Genomic DNA, 17,026 nt, shown 5'->3' on the forward strand with positions numbered 1-17,026 from the left:
GGCCTCCCGTCTAGCGGAACGCGGCGCCGTCCGCCCCGGTGAAGACCGGGTCGGGATGGGCATTGTAAATGGCGAGGATCGACGTCCAGGCGCGCAGGAAGGCGTCGATGCAGGCCGGGTCGAAATGGGTGCCGCTGTGCTCGACGATGTAGGCCTTCGCGGTGTCGAGCGGCCAGGGAGCCTTGTAGGGACGCGCGGTGGTCAGCGCGTCGAAGACGTCGGCGATGGCGACGATGCGGCAGGCCAGCGGAATCTCCTCGCCCCGCAGGCCCTTGGGATAGCCGGTGCCGTCGTACTTCTCATGATGGCCGAGCGCGATCTCCGCGGCCTCGCAGATGAGCGGATGCTCGCTGCCCTGCAGCACGGCGTGGCCGATCGCCGGATGCTCGCGCATCACCCGCATCTCGCTGTCGGTCAACCGGCCGGGCTTCAGCAGGATGGCGTCGGGAATGCCGATCTTGCCGATGTCGTGCATCGGCGCGGCCTCGGCCAGCCGGGCGCAGTCGTCGGGGTCCATCCCGAGGCTTTCGGCGATGACGCGCGAGTAGTTCGCCATCCGCTCGATGTGCAGGCCGGTTTCCGGGTCGCGGTATTCGGCGGCGCGGGCGAGGCGGGCCACCAGTTCCTGGGCCTGCTGGCGGAGCTGGGCGGTCGCCTCCTCCACCCGGCTGCGCAGCACGGCGGCCTGATCGCGCATCATCCGTTGGCCCAGCCTTAGGCGCAGCAGGTTCTGCGCCCGGGCGAGCAGTTCCGGCACGATGATGGGTTTGGTCAGGAAATCGGTGCAGCCGCTTTCAAGGGCGGCCACCCGCAGCTTCACCGACGTGTCGGCGGTGATCATCACCACCGGAACGTCGGCGAGATGCCGCTGGGCGCGGATGCGCTCCAGCACGTCCATGCCGTCGAGTTCCGGCATGACGTGATCGATCAGGATCAGGTCGGGCGTGTTGACGGCCAACCAGTCCAGCGCCTCCAGCGGGCTGCCCATGCCGATGGGCTCCGCGTCGTCGATCCGCCGGATGACCGCGCTGGTGATGAACAGCGTGGAGGGATCGTCATCGACGATTACAACCTGCATTTTTGCGCCCGCCCCAGACCACCATTTCGGGTATCATTAGAAAATGATACACGGCAAAATCTTAACGAATCTTGCTAAAACTGGTCATGTGCGGGCGAAAAAAGTCGCGGCCGGACGGTCCGGCCGCGTGCAGGGGACCTGCTCTGTCGGGTGCGCCTCAGCGGGCGGCGGTCAGGCCGCCGTTGGTCGCCGCGCCCGGACGGCTGAAGGCCGCCGCCAGACGGCGGAACAGGCTGCGCAGGTAGGCGGCCCGCAGGGCTTCCGCCTGACGGCGGATGTTGCGCAGTTCCGTGGACGACAGGGGGGTGGCAAAGCTATCGGCGTTCATGGCTGTCCTCATGGCGGCATCAAGGGCCGCGGTTCGATGGAAAATGTCTCTGGCGGTGCCGCTCGGGCGCCGGGGTCGGCGGCGGGCCGTGCAAGGGGCCTGCGCGATGCCGGCGAAGGGGCGGTGCTGCCTGCCTGGATATATTGACACCGCCTCCCCGAAAGACGACGCGCCGATAACGCATGGCTTCCATTACTATGATGCAGCGCACAACACAGAATAAAATGGAGCATGATCTTTCACGCACACAAGTCTTCGCAGCGCTGTTAAAAGAGTTCATCACAGCGCTGTGACGGCGGACACTTCCGCAGCGCTGCGAAGCGCGGATTTCCTGCTTCGGAGATGAGGCAGGGACGCAGAAGACCGGATGATCCCCGGAGGACGGGTTGACCGCTCTCCGCAGCCACGGCAGAGTCGAAGCCCGACCGTCGAAGGGACATCCGCATGCTCCGCCCAGCGCTGCTCGCCCTTGGCCTCCTGGCCCTGCCGACCACCACCGCCGCCGCCGCGGGCTTTCCCTGCTCGAAGGCCACCACCCCGACGGAGAAGACGATCTGCGCCGATCCGGGGCTCTCCGCTCTGGACGAGCGGCTGGCCGCGACCTATCGCGCCGCCCTGGAGCGCCTGTCGGGCGCCAGCCCGGAGGAGGGCGCCGCCGGGGCCGCCGTGAAGGCCGACCAGCGGGCCTGGCTGCGCGACCGCGACACCTGCCGGGCCGACGCGGCCTGCCTGCGCCGCGCCTACGATGGACGTATGGCCATCCTGTCCTTCCGCACCGATCCCGCCACACCGCCGTCGCCCGTCGCGCGGTATGTCGGCCTCTTCGACCATGAGGGATTCATCGGCATCGCCGCCATTGCCCTGCGCGACGGGACCGTCGCCGTCAGCGTCAGCGGCGCCGAACCCTCGTCGGGACGCTGGGTGTGCGACTTTTCCGGCATCGGGCGGCTGGACGACCGGGGGCGGCTGGCCGTCGGCACGCCGGACGCGGAGGGCGGCGGCCTGATTATGGTCGCCGGGGAGGACGGCGGGGTCGTCATCCCCGACCTGGAGCCCAACCGCGCCGCCAGCGGCTATTGGTGCGGCCACAACGGCAGCTTGCTCTGGAACTACCGGCGCGCGTCCTGACCCGTTTCCCTTGCGAAGCGTGTGCCCCAGTGCCATTCCGCAAATGCATTGCGCGCAATCTGATGGCGCATGACCAATCATATTGCGCGCAATTCAATTTTGCGCGACAGTCTCCCTCGACAACAAGCGGCAACCCGCTTCCCCGATGAAACGATCCATCTGTTCAAAGGAGTGCACGCAATGAAGACCCTCTACACGGCCAAGGCGACGGCGACCGGCGGGCGTGACGGCAAGGCGGAGAGCGACGACGGCCTGCTGTCGGTGGCGCTGGCCGCCCCGAAGGAACTGGGCGGCAAGGGCGGCGCCACCAACCCCGAGCAGCTGTTCGCCGCCGGCTATTCGGCCTGCTTCATCGGCGCCATGAAGTTCGTCGGCGGCCGCGACAAGATCGCCGTTCCGGCGGACGCCACCGTCACCGCCCAGGTCGGCATCGGCCCGCGCGACGACGGCGAGGGCTTCGGCCTCGCGGTGGACCTCACCGTCTCGCTGCCCGGCCTGGACAAGGCGGCGGCCGAGGATCTGGTGGCCCGCGCCCACAAGGTCTGCCCCTACAGCCACGCGACCAAGGGCAACATCGCGGTGAACACGGTCATCGCGTAACGGGCGCATAGCAGGGTTTCACGCTCTTGGGTCTGTTGCGCGCCATATCCCCATGCGCTATGGGGTTGCGCGCAACAGGCCCGCGACGCGTTCCTGATTGGGAACCCCCGAACGATGAGCACCGAGAACGACAACCCGCTGCTTCTGGCCAACCAGGCCTGCTTCGCCCTCTATTCGGCGAATCTGGCGATGACGCGGGTGTACCGCCCGCTGCTGGACGCGCTGGAGCTGACCTACCCGCAGTATCTGGTCATGCTCCTTCTCTGGGAGCAGGACGGCCAGACCATGAAGGCGCTGGGGGAACGGCTGCTGCTCGACAGCGGCACGCTGACCCCGCTGCTGAAGCGTCTGGAAGGGCAGGGGCTGATCACCCGCGGGCGCGACCCGGCGGACGAGCGGCTCGTGCGCATTCATCTGACGCCCCAGGGCACCGCCCTGCGGGAGCGGGCGACGGCGTTGCCGGAGCACATCGCCGCGGCGGCCAACTGCCCGCTGCCGGACCTCGCCGGTCTGCGCGACGCCCTGCTGCGCCTGCGCGACTCGCTGCACGCCGCCGCCGACCGGGACTGAGCCCGGCCGCGAAGGGATCGCTCAGCCGGCCTCGGCCATCGGCAGGCGCGGCGACTCCTCGGTCAGCCGCTTGGCGCGGCGGGCACGGGTTTCCACCGTCGTGGCGGGGGTGACCGGCACGAAGTCGGTCGGCCGGCGGTCGTCGCCGGTGATCGCCCGCATGGCCGCCACGTTGGCGCTCTCCACCGCCTGCGCCTTGCGCACCTGGGCCAGGAACTTGGCGCTGGGCAGCATCACGTAGGTGATCCCCTCGATGCGGGCGCCCACCTTGTCGTAGAGCTTCTCCGCGCTGGTCAGGATGCCCTCCTCGACCAGGGCGTCCACCGCCGAGGTCACCGCGCGCAGCGTGTCGCGGCGGCGGCTCCACACATTCATGCCGCTGTTCTTGATGATCTCGTCCGCCGACAGGGTCATCGCCTTGGCGCCCAGGTCGCCCGGCGCCTCCGCGCCCGAATAGTCGTACTCGGCGCTGAGACGGTTGTAGAGCCAGCGGGACACCGGGCTCTTCAGCCGCATCAGCCATTGGTAGCTGACCGGCTTGAATTCCAGGTTCCGGATGGCCGAGGAGACCAGCGGGTTGAACTGCAGGTGGGTCTCCTCGTCGCCCCCCTCGTCGCCGATCAGGTCGGGGCGGGAGCGGATGGCCAGCACCGGAAAGGCCGTGGATTCCAGCAGATTGGCCCCGCGGCCCTTCTTCACCCCCTCCGCCGGCTTGCCGATGATGATGCGCGAGCGCGCGAGGATGGTCAGCGATTCGCGGATGTCGCGGATCGACAGGGTGTGGCCGACCGCCTTCAGCTCCCGCTGGATCTCGTAGAGGGTGAAGCGCATCTGGACCTTGTCGCGGTTCTCGCCGCCCAGCGACAGGCGCGAGCGGTCCATGGCGAGGCGGCGCACCACATGCTCCACCACCTGCTCGCGCTCGGCGGGGAAGACCTCGTATTCGATCTCGGTCTGGCCGTCGGCCTGGGCGGCCCCGTCGTCGCGGTTGACCAGGTCGCGGTTGACCATCTTGGTCAGACGGGCCGGTTGGATGGTCAGGTGGAAGGTGCTGCCGTGATAGGTGAACTCGCGCTTGATCGACGCGACGAAATTGCCCTTCGCGGGCGCGGTCTCCGCGGACCGCCCGCCGTCGCGCGAGGCGAAGACGTAGCGCGGCGCCAGATCGTACAGCGCGATCAGGTGCGACTGGGAGCGGTCCTCCAGCTCGAACAGAACCAGTTGCAGCGCGCCGGGTGTCGCGATCTTGCTCATCCAATCCCTCCTTGCCCGGCTATGACCATGCGGCGGCCGGCGCGCGCTGACAACCGCTTCGTGACGGGCGACCTCCTTCGGTATGGAGCCTTTGCCCGCGCCCATGGAGTGATAGCCCGCGGGTATGGAGCGATAGCCCGCGCTTTTCCGGCACCGCGTTGACGTCCTTCGACTCTGTCCGCGACTCCGCGGCACGCTGCGAATCGCCCGGCGCCGACGATGACCGAAGCGAGGACCAAGGCGCGGGCTATCGCTCCAGGGCCGCGAGTCCCTCCGCGAGTCGGAACTCCAGGGGTCAGATCGGCGAAGCGCGAGCAAAAGCTCCATCCCGTGCTCGCCATCAGGGGCAGGGGCAGAGGGCAGGGCGCGGGCTATCGCTCCATACTCGCGGGCTATCACTCCATGATGGGCGGAGGATCTTCCGCCGAACCGCGGGCTGTTGCTCCATGCTCCGGCCCGCCGGCCGCGGCCAATGGCTCCATGCATCCGACTCCGAAGGCGCGGGCTATCGCTCCAGGGGCGCGGGTTCGCGCTCCAGGATTCCGATTCGGCGATGAAGCGCGGGCAATCGCTCCATAACGGCGGGCAAAGGCTCCAGGAGCGCGAGCCAGGGCTTCAACGGCGCGGGTTCCCACTCCATGCCCGGCTATGGAGCGATTGCCCGCGGTTTGAAGAGGCGCGCGCCGCTGGGAATCCTGATCCGCAAAGTCACCGGCCCGCCGTCCGTGCGGAGCCGGTCCCGATTGCCTTGCGGAGACCGCATCATGACACCGCGCGACGACACAGCCATGGGCGCCCCACCGGATGACGCCCCACCAGAGTCCGGCCCGCCCCCGACACCGGGCGGTGGGGCCGGATTCCGGCCTGGTGGCTTGGACACCCCGCCATCGACGCCGACGGTCTGGCCGTTTTGGCGGCGCTGGCGACCTACGCCAACGCCCGCGGCGAATGCTGGCCGTCGCAGGCGACGCTCGCCACCGCGCTGAAGCGCAGCCGCAGCACGGTGAACCGCATCCTCGGCCATCTCGCCGAATCCGGAGTGATCGAAAGGGAGTCCCGCCGTTCCGCCTCGGGCGGGCGCCTGTCCTGCCGGTACCGGCTGCGGCTGATCCCCGGCGACGGACCGATTCCGGCGGCCGGTACGATGTGCGAGCAAAGCGGAATGTCCCCTGTGCAGACGCCGGCCAGGGATGTCGCCCCCGCCGACTCCCCATGTGCACCGGTGCGACAGAAACAGCCGGAATCCGAACAGACTCCGGACTCGCACGCTTCACACGGGCCTGCGCAAGCCGTGCCGGACGGCTGGACGCCGGACGCCGGGGATCGCGCCTGGGCCGAAAGCCGCTTCGCCGGGGTCGATCTCGACCGTCACGCCGAAGGATTCCGCCTGCGCTGCCAAGCCCACGGCTACCGCTACCGTGACACCGGAGCCGCCTGGAAGGCTTGGCTGGCGCAGGACGCCGCCGCCGGCAGGGCGCCGATGCTCCGGCCGACGGCCCCCGCCACCCCCGGAAGGCCGTCATCGAACGTCCCCGCTCCCGAACAGAAGCTCGGTGCTTGGATGGCCGCGGCGGCCAAGCTCAACGCCGCCCACGTCCCGCCGGTCATCCCGCAAGCCTGGAGGTAAAGGACACACCATGGCCGCACAGCCGCGTTCCGCCCCGCCCGGGGTTCCAAGCCCATCGGTCGTGACACCCTTGCCGACCCGTCCACCACCGGCCTTCGACCCGTCCGCCCCGCGGCCGAGCGCCGCGCCGCGCTGGTTTCAGCCTTGCCGACACCCCTCCGGGACGTCCTCGCCTCCGGACGGCTGGAGCAGCGGCCACGCTTCGGCGACCGCGGTTTCGACGGGGTGATCGAGGACTGGAGCCCGCCCGACGGGGTGACCGCCCAGCACGCGCTGATGGCGCGGCGGGCGCTCGACGAGCTGACCGGCTCGATCCTGGCCCCGGCGACGCCGGATCATCTGCTGGCCCGCGTTCTGGCCCTGCTCAGCCATTATCCGGCCAAGGGAACCGCGCCGGAGGTGGAGCATCTGGTCGCGCTCGACTGGGCGGAGGATCTCGGCGAGTTTCCGGCCTGGGCGGTCGACGCGGCGGCGCGGAGCTGGCGCCGCACGCAGAAATGGCGCCCGTCCATCGCGGAGATGAGGGCGCTGTGCGAGGAGGCCTGCGCGGCGGAATGGGCGCTGGCACGGCGGCTGTCGGTGATCGCAACGGCGGGAAGCGCGTCCGCAGACGGGGCGGGCGAGGGGACGGGCCACGGCCGCGCCGGCCGGCTGCGCGCTCTGGCCGGGGGAGCGGTCCGGCGGATGGGGTGAGCTGACCGCCCGGCTGCGCCGTCTACGGCGTCCGCTCCTCGCGGATCGCCCGCTCGAAGGCGGCCAGCATCTCCACCCCCTCGGCGCCGAACCGCCGTTCGATGGCCTGCCGCACCGCGGGCTGGGTCACCTTGCGGAACGCCTCCGCCTCGCGCGGAGTCAGCGTGTGGACCTCCATGCGCTGCGCCAGCGGCGGCAGGCCGCGGTCCGAGGATTCGATCAGCCGGCTGAGGCCGCGGCTGGCGACGACGCCCAGCCGCGCGGCGTTCAGCACGGCCGCGCGGTCGCTGGGCGCGAGGTCGTCCAGGAACTTGGCGTTCATCACCCAGACATAGGGGAGGAACAGGTGGTTGCTCAGCGTCAGGTGGCGCTGCACCTCGTCGAAGCGGGCGAAGCGGACGATCGGCACCGGATTCATCTGGCCGTCCACCGCGCCGGTGCCCAGCGCGTTGTAGAGGTCCGACCAGGCGACGTTGACCGGCGTGCCGCCCAGGCTGCCGATCATGGTGCGGTGCGTCTCCAGATCCATGGTGCGGATCTTCAGCCCCTTCATGTCCTCGGGCTGGCGGATCGGGCGCTTGGAGTTGGTGATGGTGAACAGCCCGCCCGGATCGCCGAAGCCCAGCACCGCGAGCCCCGCCTTGCGCCGGATCTCCTCGGCCAGCCGGTGGCCGAAGGGACCGTCGAAGACGTCGTAGGCGTTGGCGACCGACGAATAGGCGAAGGGCAGGTCGATGACCGCCAGCATCGGGTAGAGCGGCGCCACCCCGCCGACCGAGGAGATGGCCGACTGGATGGTCCCCTGGCGGACCAGCTTCACCGCGTCGCCGTCGCGGCCCATCTGGCCTTCGGGAAAGATCTCCACCCGCACGCGCTTCTCGGTCGCCACCTCCACATAGTTCTTGAAGACGATCGCCATCGCCCCGGCGGTGTTGTCGAAGGCGTCGTTGCGGTTGGGGTGGGCCAGCTTGATGACCGTCTCGGCGGACACCCCGGCGGCGGCGAGCGCCAGCGCCAGTACCGTGCAGGCGGCCAACAGCCGCGCCGTCCATCTGCTTTTCATCGCGTCCTCTTCTGGCTACTTGGTCTTGAAATGCTCGGCGGGGTCCCAGCCGTCGCCGGGCGGGTCGGCGATCAGCCGCTCGCAGCGCGCGATATAGAGCCGGGCCAGCGCCGCCACCTCCGGCTCGCCGGCCAGGGGCTGGAGAAGCTCCAGGGCGGCCGACCAGCGCCGGGCGCGGTAGAGCGAGACGGCGACGTGCCACTGGCGGCACAGATCGTGGATTTCCGGGGGCCGGGCGAAGGCCGAATGCGGGTCGAGCGCGCCGACCAGTTCGAACAGCTCGATCGGCGCCGACAGGCCCGAGGGCACGGCGAGATCGACGGGCCGGAACAGGAAGCGCCCACGCACCGCCTGCTCCACCGCCCCGGTGACCAGGATGCTGGTGCCGTAGACCTTGTTCAGCCCTTCGATGCGCGAGGCGAGATTCACGTGGGAGCCCAGCGCCGTGTACTGCATGCGGTCGGAGGAGCCGACGTTGCCCACCACCACCTCCCCCAGATGCAGGCCGAAGCGGGTCGGCATCGGCGGCATGCCGGCGGCGAGGCAGGCGTCGTTGATGGCGCGGTTGACCGACAGGCAGCCGAGCGCGGCGAGGCAGGCGTGCTCCGCATGGTCCGGGTCGGGGCGCGGGGCGTTCCAGAAGGCCATGATGGCGTCGCCGATGAACTTGTCCACCGTGCCGCCATGGCCGTGGATGCAAGCGGTCATCCGCTCGAAATAGGTGGTCAGCCGGTCCAGCACCTGCTGCGGCGGCATGGCTTCGCTGGTCGCGGTGAAGCCGGCGATGTCGCTGAACAGGATGCTGAGGGGACGCGTCTCGCCGCCCAGCTCGCCGCCGTCGCCGGTCACGATGATGTCGCGCACCAGCGCCTTGGGCACATAGGCGCCAAAGCGGCGCAGCCCGCCCTTCATGGCCTCCACGGCGCCGGCCAGTTCCGCCACCTCCTGCACGCGGGTGCGGACGGCGAAGCGGCCGGTCAGGTCGAAATGGCGGATGCGCTTGGTCTCCGACACGATGTCCTGCATCGGGCGGGTCAACCGGTGCGACAGCCAGAGCAGCAGCAGGACCGACACCGCCAGCAGCCCGGCGCCGATCACGACGATGCGGTAGGTGGCGCGGCGCAGCGAACCGACGAACTCGTCCACCTCCACCGCCACGCCGACGGTCCAGCCGCTGCCGATCCCGTCGGTCAGGGTCGCGAACTCCACGATGTAGTCGCGGCCCGCCGGCCCCAGCGGCGCGATGAAGCGGTCGCCGGCCCCGTCACGGCGGCGCTCCACCGCTTCGGCCACCACCGGATCGGGGAAGGACGCGGTGGTGTGAAGCGCCGCCGTCGCACCGTCCCCGCCGACCAGCAGGTCGGCCCGGTTGTGGCAGATCACCCGCCCGTTGCCGTCGATCACGAACACCGCCCCGGAGGGGCCGATGCGCAGCGCGTCCAGCCGGGCCGCCAGCCTGTCCAGCGAAACGTCGGCCCCGATGGTGCCGATGGGCACCCCGTCGTCGGTGGCCATCCGGTAGGAGACGGTGACCACCGGCCGCTCGGTCGCCGGCAGGACGAAGGCATCGGACATCACCGCCGCCCCGGCCTTCTGCGCCGCCACGTACCAGGGGGCGGTGCGCGGATCCTCCGTCGCCTCCGTCCGCTCCACACCGGTGACCTGTCCCCAGGAGCGCAGATAGAAATAGGAGTCGGCGAACCGGCCCGAACTGGAATCCTGCATACGCAGGGCGAGCGCGCTGCCCGGCGGCGGGGTGGCGGGGCCGAAACGCCCGCCGTCGGGGGCCAGCCGGGCCATCTGGAAGAAGGCGCCGTCTCCGGCGAAGCCGACATAGAGCGAGGCGAGCTGCGGCAGGGTGGCCAGGGCGTCGGAGAAGTAGCGCAGCGATTCGATGCGGCGCAGCCCGTTCCGGTCGATCCGCCCGAACCCGGCCATCGCTTCGGCGACGCGGGCCACCGGGCTGACCAAACCGTTCAGGTCGTTGGTGACCGTCTGGGTGGTGCGCGCGATGGACTGCGACGCCACCTCCAGCGCGGTGCGGGAGTTCTCGTGGTAGAGGTAGCTGAGCATCACCGCGATCAGCGGCACCGTCGTCAGCAGGAAGGCCAGCGCGATTCCCACGCGCAGGCGTATCCGGTACGGCGTTTGGGACATCGGGCGGTCTCCGGAGGGCCAAAGGGGCGGTGGCGACGATGATGAAGGGGGGTCAGCCGCCGGCCGGGGCGGACAGGTCGCGGACGAAGAGGAGACGGTCGTGCCCGTCGTGCTTGGGCATGCGCGCGAAAACGCGCATGCCGACCGACAGCATGCCGCGCACGCTGGCCGTGTTCTCGGGCCGGACGGTGGCGAACCAATAGCGGTGCCGGCCCGGTGGCAGGACCCCCTGTGCGGCGGTTTCGATCAGGCGCCGGTGCAGACCCTGCCCGCGCCGGGCGGGATGAACCAGGATTCCGGTGAAATGCAGAGCCCGGTCCAGTTCCGCGTCCGCAAGGCCGTAGTCGCGGCCCAGATTGTGGGTGGCCCGGCCGGGAAACTGCACGGCGAGGAAGGCGGCGAGCGCGCTGTCGGTCAGCGCGCCGAGCACCGCCCCACGCCCGATCCACGGGCCGGCCAGCATGTCCGACAACTCGGCCTCGCCGAGCGGGTGCATCAGCGGGCCGCAGGCCTCCCGCTGCAGCGCCAGGACGGCGCCCAGCGCGTCCGGGGTCAGGAGGGCGAAGCGCAGGCCGGTCATCGCCCCTCCTCCCGCCGCCGGCGCGCCGTGCGGTGCGGGACGGTCCGCCGCCACGTCAGAAGGGCGAAGAGGAGCAGGCTGCCGGCCAGCAGCCCGCCGATCAGGCTCACCCCCTCGGGGCCGGCGCCCAGCGGAACGGCGGCGGCCAGCGTGCCGAACAGGACGGGCCCGGCGGCCTGACCCAGCTTGCGGGTGTTGACGTGCAGGGCCAGCACGGAATCGCGTCGGCGGGCCTCGCGCGCCGCCAACAGTTCCACATGGCGCATCTGGGCGGACAGGCCGAAGCTCTCCGCCAGGCCGATCGCGAACACGGCGGCGAAGGCCGTCCACAGCGACGCCTGGAGGCCGAACAGGGCCAGCGCCCCGGCGATCATCGCCGCGGACAGCAGGGTCACCCCCGGAATCGGCAGGCGCCGCGCCGCCATCCGGGTCAGCAACGGCCCGGCCAGCACGACGCACAGGCCGTGCAGCAGGTAGGCGCGGCCCACCGTCGCCGACGACAGGCCGAGGTCCGCGATGAACAGCGGCAGATAGAAGGGCAGGAACATCGCCGCGACCGCGGTGGGCAGGGAGATCAGCGCGAGGAACAGCGGCACCGTGATGCGCCGTAGCCGCGGGTGGACCGTGCCGCACGGCGTGGGAGCCGCCGCCGGTGCGCAATGCGCGTCCGGCGGGACGGCTCCGGGCAGGCGGGGGACGCCGAAGGCGGTGTAGAGCAGCCCGGCGACCGGGATCACGGCCCCCCCGGCGAACACGGTGACCGATCCGTAGGTGGTGGAGAGCAGGGCGCCCGACACCGCCCCGCAGTTCACCCCGGCATACATGCCGGCGAACAGCCCGGAATGCAGAGCGGACGCATCGCAAACGCCGCGCAGCCGGCCGATCAGGGCGTTCGCCGCGATCAACCCGGCCATGCTGCCCGCACCGCTCAAGCCGCGGGCCAGCACGAACAGCAGCGGGTCGGCGGCCAGCACCGCCACGGCGGCCAGCGCCATCCCCGTGGCGGCGGCGGCGAAGCCGGCCAGCGAGACCGCCCGCCAGCCGAACCGCCCGGTCAGCCGTCCGGCGGCCAGCGCCGCGGCGACTCCGCACAGCATTTCCGCCGTCAGCGGGGCCGCGGCGACCTGGGACGGCGACAGCAGGGGAAAGGGGTTCCCGCCGAAGCTGGACATCAGCAGCGGGACGAAGGACACCGGCAGAAAGGCGCCGAAATACATCAGAAAAGCCGAGAAGCGGATGGGGCCGGCGAAATCGCCGCTCGCGCCCGGCGCGGGTCTGGCCGCCCCGGCCCGTCCTTCGTCCGAGCGGCGGGCCATCCGTGTCCGCCCGCCGAGCACGCGGTCCATCTCGAACATGAACAGCAGCGAGGTGACCAGGATGGTCGCCATGTCCAGCCCGAATTCGGTCAACTGCGCGTCGACCCGGTCACCGTCCACCATGGCCACCAGCTCGCGCCCCTCGCCGCCGCGGTCCTGGGCGAGCGGCCAGCGCAGCGTCACGTCCGGCATGTCCGACAGAAAGGGGACGCCGCCCATGATGTGGCGGGCCTCGTGGGTCGGCGGGGTGGCGCCGGGGAGGGCCAGTTCGATGGATTGCAGGGTGGGCATGCTGGCGCGGATGCGCTCGAAATAGCCCTCCACCCCGGCCAGCGACCCGTAGTCGAGCCCGCGCCGCACCACCGATTCGACGTCGTTGCGGATCATCCGGGCGACGATCTGGGTCGCCTGTTCGGCGGCCTCCAGATGGGCGGTGGAGATCAGCGTGTAGCATTCCGCCGCCGCCGCGGTCTGGGCGGCCAGCATCGCGCCGAGCGCCAGCAGCCGGCGCAGGCGCTCCAGCCGGACCCGGCGGTCTTCCAACGCGCGGCGCAGGCCGAAGGCCATCACCAGGCCGGTCAGGCCGAGGAACCCGACCGTTCCCAGCCCCGTCCACAGGAGCTGCGGCAGGGTGCGGTCGCGGAAATCCTCGACGCGCTCGTCCACCCTGCTGCTGTCGGACTGGATGACGAGAAAGCCGGCGGGAGCGTCGGCCTGCCGGTCGTCCCGCTCGGCCTCGCCGGGATTGCGGAGCGGCAGATAGAGGACGTAGGCGCCTTGGTCGGGGTCATGCCGGAACCAGTGGGGGCGCCGCTCCAGTTCCGCGCGGGCGCGGCGCAGGGTGGCTTCCGGCAGCGGATCCACGGGCCGCCCCCTGGCGATGGCGACGACGCGGCCGTCCGCCACCGCCACCCCGATTCCCCGCGCCCAGGGCAGGTTGACGGCGAGCTGGTCGAGAATCGCCTCGAGCCCGTAGAAGTCGTCCAACGGCTTGCCGTAGCCCAGCGCGTCCTGGATGTTCTCCGCCGTCTTGCCGCCGACCACCGCGAAGGCGGCCATCAGCGTGCCCGCGTAGTTCTGGCGGAAGGAGCCGAGATTGATGCTCAGGCTGAAGGCCAGCGTCACCCCCACCAGAAGCACGGACACCAGAAAGGCGCGAAGCGGGCCGGATCGGCCCTGCGGGGCACCGGGCGAGGCCATGGCTAGAGCACTCCGTGCAGTGAGTCCGCGGCCAGCAGCGCCGGGAAGGGGATGCGGTAGCCGATGGCCGCCGCCGTCGCCGCGTTCCAGGCGATGGACGGCGTGTCGAAATAGACCTGCGGCAGGCGGCGCAGCGGCTCGCCGGCCATGACGCGGGCGAGGGTGGCGGCGCCGAAATGACCGATGCCCGCCATGTCGGCGCGGGCGATGCTCATCAGCGCGCCGCGCTCCACCTCCTCGGGGCCGAGCTGCGAGAAGGTTGGGATGCGCCGTTTCAGGAAGGGCCGGGCCAGCGAGGTGAAGCGGTCCAGCGGCCAGCGCCCGTAGGTGATGTAGACGGCATCCGCCTCGCGCGACAGCGCCTCCCAGGCCGCGGTCAGATCGACCTCGTAGCGGTACTGGTCCAGATGGTCGATCGGCGCGCGGACGTGCCGCTCCACCAGTTCGAACCCGATCCGCTCGGCCGTCGCCTCGATGTCGGGCAGCGAGGCGATGGCCCGGCCCGTCGGGCTGTCGTCGTAGGCGATGCCCAGCCGCCGGAACCGGAAGGTCTTGTGGAAGATGGCCAACTGGCGTTGAAAGCGCCGCGGGTCGAGATGCGCCCACACATGGTCGCGCCCGGTGTCGGTTTCCGACGCGACGATCCCGGCGGCGATCGGGTTGGTGCAGGAGAAGGCGAGGACCGGCACCCGGTGGGCGTCGGTCGCCAGGGCGACGCCCGCCACCGTCCCCATGACGATCATCAGGTCGATGTCGCCCGGGTCCTGCAGGCGCCTCACCAGCGCTGCGGCGGCGTCGGCGGTGAGGTTGGTCGCATGGGCGTCGGCGACGAACTCCAGAACCGGACTGCCGGCGTGGACGGCCAGCCAGGACCACAGGGCGGCCGTGTCGGTCTGGCCTGGACGGTAGGGCATGCCGGTCAGTTCGCCGGTCCAGCCCATCCGCTCCAGCTCGCCCAGGATGGCGGCGAGCGTCGCGGCGTAATTGCCGTAGGGCATGGATTCGGCGTAGCTGACGCGCCAGCGCCGCGGCACGTCGCGGACCGACGGAAGCGGTCGGGGGGCGGCCAGCGCCGCGGCCGGCGGGCAGAGGACGCCGAGGCCGGCGGCGGCGGCTCCGGCCATCCAGCCGCGGCGGGTGATCACCGCGGCTCCGGAGGCATCGGTGGGGGGATGTGCGCTCATTCCGTCTGGTCCTCCCTCGCGGGGCTCGACCGGTAGCGGCGGACGACCCGCGGCCCGAGAAGCGGGACCGCGCTGGGGCGCAATCCGGACCGTGCCGCGATGTCCTCTGCCGTGATCCGGTGATCGCCCTGCCGCCCGATCAGGACCGCCTCGTCGCCAGGCTGGACGTCGGGGATGTCCGTCACGTCGGCCAGAAGGCTGCTCATGAAGGCGCGCCCCAGGACCGGCGCCGGGCGCCCCCGGATCAGCAGGGTCCCGCCGGCCAGCCGGTGCAGGTGGTGGCCGTCGGCGAAGCCGAAGGGCAGGACCGCCACCGGGGTGCGCCGGGGCGCCGCGCCGGCGGCGGCGTAATCGGCGACGTCGCCGGGCTCCAGAGCCGTAACGCAGGAGACGCGGGCCTTCACGCTCATCACCGGGGCGAGGGGGAGGGGCAGGTCCCCGTCCGCCATGCGGATGCCGAACAGGGCGGCCCCGCAGCGCACCGCCGTGCAGCCAATGCGCGCCGCGGCCCCGGTCAGCAGGGGCCGGCCGAGCGCCGGGCTGCTGAGCGCGTGGACCAGCGGCGGCAGCAGCCCCGCCGCCCGCGCCGCATCGACCGCCTCGCCGAACCGGTCCAGCTCCACCAGGCCGCCGTCCTCATAAGGGCCATAGGCGCCGGACAGGTGGGTGTAGAGCCCCTCCAGCCGCAGCGCCGGCGCGGCGGCGACCGCGGCCAGCAGGTCGGTCAGGTCCGCCCGCGGCGCCCCGAAGCCGGCGAAGCCGGTGTTCACCCGGACATGCACGTCGACCGTCCGGCCGGCGCGGTTGGCGGCGATGGCGAGCGCCCGCGCCTCGGCCGCGCTGGTCACGGTGGCGCCCAGCCGGTGCAGGGCGGGCAGCCGGAGCTGGCTGGGCAGCGGCGGGTCGATGACCAGGATGGGGGCCGCGACTCCGGCCCGCCGCAGGGTGATGCCCTCGCCCATGTCGGCCACCACCAGCCCGTCGATCCCGAAACGCTGGAGTGCCCGCCCGACCGGTCCGGCGCCGTGGCCGTAGGCGTCCGCCTTGACCACGCCGAAGACGGCCTGACCGGGGGGAAGGCCGCGGCGCAGCCGTTCCAGGTTCCGGCCGAGGGCGTGCAGATCGATGTCCGCCCAGGCGGTGGTGCTGCCCCGCCGGCCCGTCCGCGTTCCCGTCATGCAAGGAACTTCGCGCTGATGTCGGTCGAGGATTCCCGGCCGATCTTCTCGAAATGCTGATCCAGGAACTCCTCGGCCTTGTGGCGGCCGGTTTCGAACATGTAGGTCAGGAAGTCCCAGTCGGCGTTCAGCTTGCTGGTGACGCCCAGCTTCTCCACCACCTCTTCGGCGTCGACGGTGTGGATGTGCATCTTCTTGTGCTTCTCGGGGCTGAGCTCGCCGGAATCGATCAGTTTGGAGACGAAGTCGACGACGCGCAGCTCGCGCATCATGCTGGAGTTGAAGCTGAGCGTGTTGACGCGGTCCATGATCTCGCGGGCGGTGCGCGGCGGCACCGGCACGCGGACCGGGTTGATCTGGACGATCAGGATGTCGCGGCTGTCGCACTGGTCGATCAGCGGGAACAGCGGCGGGTTGCCGGAATAGCCGCCGTCCCAGTAGAAGGCGTTGCCGACCTGCACCGCCTGGAACAGGAAGGGCAGGCAGGCCGAGGCGAGGACCGCGTCCACCGAGATGTCCTTCGGGCCGAACACCTTCAGCCGGCCGGCGCAGACGTCGGTCGCCGCGATGAAGGTCTTGCAGGCCGGCGCCTTGCGCAGCCGCTTGAAGTCCACCACGTCCGACAGCACGTCGCGCAGCGGGTTCATGTTCATCGGGTTCAGCTCGTACGGCGACATCATGCGCGACAGCGCGTCGAACATCTGCCAGAGCGGGGAGAAGTCCATGTTCCCCTTGCTGAACATCTTGTCGAGCGGGGTCGGCTGGAGCGGCCCCTTCTTCGCCTCGTCGGAAATGCGGCGCCAGAACTCGCGCAGCTTGCTCCGCGCCCCCTCGGGACCGCCGACGGTCAGGCCATAGGCGGTGACGGCGCAGTTCATGGCGCCGGCGCTGGTTCCGACGATGCCGTCGATGGTCAGGCGCCCGTCCTCCAGGATGCGGTCGATCACGCCCCAGGTGAAGGAGCCGTGGGCGCCGCCCCCCTGCAGCGCGAGGTTGATCGGCTTGGCGCCCTTCCGGTTGGCGGGCTGGACGGCGGGGGCGGGCATGGTCTGGTCGGGCATGATGGCTCC

The 17,026-nt window shown here is 71.0% G+C and carries 15 protein-coding genes; 5 read left to right on the forward strand and 10 right to left on the reverse strand.

Annotation, left to right across the window (positions count from 1 at the left end; all coding sequences use genetic code 11):
- Nucleotides 1-10: 10 nt before the first annotated feature.
- Together D3869_RS22570 and D3869_RS33215 are read right to left on the reverse strand one after the other, a co-directional pair.
- The gene (locus tag D3869_RS22570; RefSeq protein ID WP_137142088.1) at nt 11-1,078 is read right to left on the reverse strand and encodes an HD domain-containing phosphohydrolase; all 1,068 of its coding nucleotides are present in this window, start codon (nt 1,076-1,078) and stop codon (nt 11-13) included.
- Between the two features lie 157 nt (nt 1,079-1,235).
- Nucleotides 1,236-1,406, reverse strand: coding sequence for an RSP_7527 family protein (locus D3869_RS33215; RefSeq protein WP_175426576.1), 171 nt, complete (start codon nt 1,404-1,406; stop codon nt 1,236-1,238).
- Nucleotides 1,407-1,850: 444 nt separating this feature from the next.
- Between D3869_RS33215 and D3869_RS22575 the strand changes: the two genes are divergently transcribed.
- The 3 genes from D3869_RS22575 (at nt 1,851) to D3869_RS22585 (ending at nt 3,704) form a co-directional block, all read left to right on the forward strand.
- Nucleotides 1,851-2,534 (forward strand): lysozyme inhibitor LprI family protein, encoded by a 684-nt coding sequence (locus tag D3869_RS22575; protein WP_137142089.1) that lies wholly within the window; start codon nt 1,851-1,853, stop codon nt 2,532-2,534.
- A 180-nt stretch (nt 2,535-2,714) separates the two neighbouring features.
- A complete protein-coding gene (locus tag D3869_RS22580; protein WP_109068709.1) occupies nt 2,715-3,134 on the forward strand; it encodes an organic hydroperoxide resistance protein in 420 nt (139 codons plus the stop codon).
- Between the two features lie 114 nt (nt 3,135-3,248).
- Nucleotides 3,249-3,704 carry a MarR family winged helix-turn-helix transcriptional regulator gene (locus D3869_RS22585; RefSeq protein ID WP_137142090.1) on the forward strand — a complete coding sequence of 152 codons (456 nt, stop codon included), beginning with the start codon at nt 3,249-3,251 and terminating at the stop codon, nt 3,702-3,704.
- Nucleotides 3,705-3,725: 21 nt separating this feature from the next.
- On the opposite strand, the gene D3869_RS22590 is transcribed toward D3869_RS22585, so the two are convergent.
- Nucleotides 3,726-4,958, reverse strand: coding sequence for a plasmid replication protein (locus D3869_RS22590; RefSeq protein ID WP_137142091.1), 1,233 nt, complete (start codon nt 4,956-4,958; stop codon nt 3,726-3,728).
- Between the two features lie 910 nt (nt 4,959-5,868).
- Here D3869_RS22590 and D3869_RS22595 point away from each other — a divergent pair.
- On the forward strand, nt 5,869-6,585 hold the full coding sequence (locus tag D3869_RS22595; RefSeq protein WP_247895980.1) for a helix-turn-helix domain-containing protein: 717 nt from the start codon (nt 5,869-5,871) through the stop codon (nt 6,583-6,585).
- Nucleotides 6,586-6,729: 144 nt separating this feature from the next.
- Complete coding sequence (locus tag D3869_RS22600; protein ID WP_247895981.1) at nt 6,730-7,278, forward strand: hypothetical protein; 549 nt, start codon at nt 6,730-6,732, stop codon at nt 7,276-7,278.
- Between the two features lie 22 nt (nt 7,279-7,300).
- Here the strand turns inward: D3869_RS22600 and D3869_RS22605 are convergent, their stop codons facing one another.
- From D3869_RS22605 to D3869_RS22635, 7 genes are read right to left on the reverse strand one after another with little or no spacing between them, the layout of a single operon-like run.
- Nucleotides 7,301-8,341 (reverse strand): DctP family TRAP transporter solute-binding subunit, encoded by a 1,041-nt coding sequence (locus D3869_RS22605; RefSeq protein WP_137142092.1) that lies wholly within the window; start codon nt 8,339-8,341, stop codon nt 7,301-7,303.
- A gap of 15 nt (nt 8,342-8,356) precedes the next feature.
- Nucleotides 8,357-10,498, reverse strand: a complete 2,142-nt coding sequence (locus D3869_RS22610) for an adenylate/guanylate cyclase domain-containing protein (RefSeq protein WP_137142093.1) — start codon at nt 10,496-10,498, stop codon at nt 8,357-8,359.
- A gap of 52 nt (nt 10,499-10,550) precedes the next feature.
- A complete protein-coding gene (locus tag D3869_RS22615) occupies nt 10,551-11,078 on the reverse strand; it encodes a GNAT family N-acetyltransferase (RefSeq protein WP_137142094.1) in 528 nt (175 codons plus the stop codon).
- Complete coding sequence (locus D3869_RS22620; RefSeq protein WP_137142095.1) at nt 11,075-13,594, reverse strand: MFS transporter; 2,520 nt, start codon at nt 13,592-13,594, stop codon at nt 11,075-11,077. The genes D3869_RS22615 and D3869_RS22620 overlap by 4 nt, the downstream gene beginning before the upstream one ends.
- 2 nt (nt 13,595-13,596) lie before the next feature.
- Nucleotides 13,597-14,778 carry an ABC transporter substrate binding protein gene (locus D3869_RS22625; protein WP_137142096.1) on the reverse strand — a complete coding sequence of 394 codons (1,182 nt, stop codon included), beginning with the start codon at nt 14,776-14,778 and terminating at the stop codon, nt 13,597-13,599.
- On the reverse strand, nt 14,775-15,956 hold the full coding sequence (gene alr, locus D3869_RS22630; RefSeq protein WP_137142097.1) for an alanine racemase: 1,182 nt from the start codon (nt 15,954-15,956) through the stop codon (nt 14,775-14,777). Before alr ends, D3869_RS22625 begins: the two co-directional genes overlap by 4 nt.
- Nucleotides 15,953-17,017: a patatin-like phospholipase family protein gene (locus D3869_RS22635; RefSeq protein WP_137142098.1), complete on the reverse strand. Its 1,065-nt coding sequence runs from the start codon at nt 17,015-17,017 to the stop codon at nt 15,953-15,955. The genes alr and D3869_RS22635 overlap by 4 nt, the downstream gene beginning before the upstream one ends.
- Between the last annotated feature and the right edge of the window lie 9 nt (nt 17,018-17,026).

It is taken from the genome of Azospirillum brasilense (assembly GCF_005222205.1).
Lineage (GTDB): Bacteria > Pseudomonadota > Alphaproteobacteria > Azospirillales > Azospirillaceae > Azospirillum > Azospirillum brasilense_G.

Coding starts and splice junctions, on each gene's coding strand:
- D3869_RS22570 (WP_137142088.1), bottom strand. CDS start 1,078: ATGCAGGTTGTAATCGTCGATGACGATCCCTCCACGCTGTTCATCACC.
- D3869_RS33215 (WP_175426576.1), bottom strand. CDS start 1,406: ATGAACGCCGATAGCTTTGCCACCCCCCTGTCGTCCACGGAACTGCGC.
- D3869_RS22575 (WP_137142089.1), top strand. CDS start 1,851: ATGCTCCGCCCAGCGCTGCTCGCCCTTGGCCTCCTGGCCCTGCCGACC.
- D3869_RS22580 (WP_109068709.1), top strand. CDS start 2,715: ATGAAGACCCTCTACACGGCCAAGGCGACGGCGACCGGCGGGCGTGAC.
- D3869_RS22585 (WP_137142090.1), top strand. CDS start 3,249: ATGAGCACCGAGAACGACAACCCGCTGCTTCTGGCCAACCAGGCCTGC.
- D3869_RS22590 (WP_137142091.1), bottom strand. CDS start 4,958: ATGAGCAAGATCGCGACACCCGGCGCGCTGCAACTGGTTCTGTTCGAG.
- D3869_RS22605 (WP_137142092.1), bottom strand. CDS start 8,341: ATGAAAAGCAGATGGACGGCGCGGCTGTTGGCCGCCTGCACGGTACTG.
- D3869_RS22610 (WP_137142093.1), bottom strand. CDS start 10,498: ATGTCCCAAACGCCGTACCGGATACGCCTGCGCGTGGGAATCGCGCTG.
- D3869_RS22615 (WP_137142094.1), bottom strand. CDS start 11,078: ATGACCGGCCTGCGCTTCGCCCTCCTGACCCCGGACGCGCTGGGCGCC.
- D3869_RS22620 (WP_137142095.1), bottom strand. CDS start 13,594: ATGGCCTCGCCCGGTGCCCCGCAGGGCCGATCCGGCCCGCTTCGCGCC.
- D3869_RS22625 (WP_137142096.1), bottom strand. CDS start 14,778: ATGAGCGCACATCCCCCCACCGATGCCTCCGGAGCCGCGGTGATCACC.
- alr (WP_137142097.1), bottom strand. CDS start 15,956: ATGACGGGAACGCGGACGGGCCGGCGGGGCAGCACCACCGCCTGGGCG.
- D3869_RS22635 (WP_137142098.1), bottom strand. CDS start 17,017: ATGCCCGACCAGACCATGCCCGCCCCCGCCGTCCAGCCCGCCAACCGG.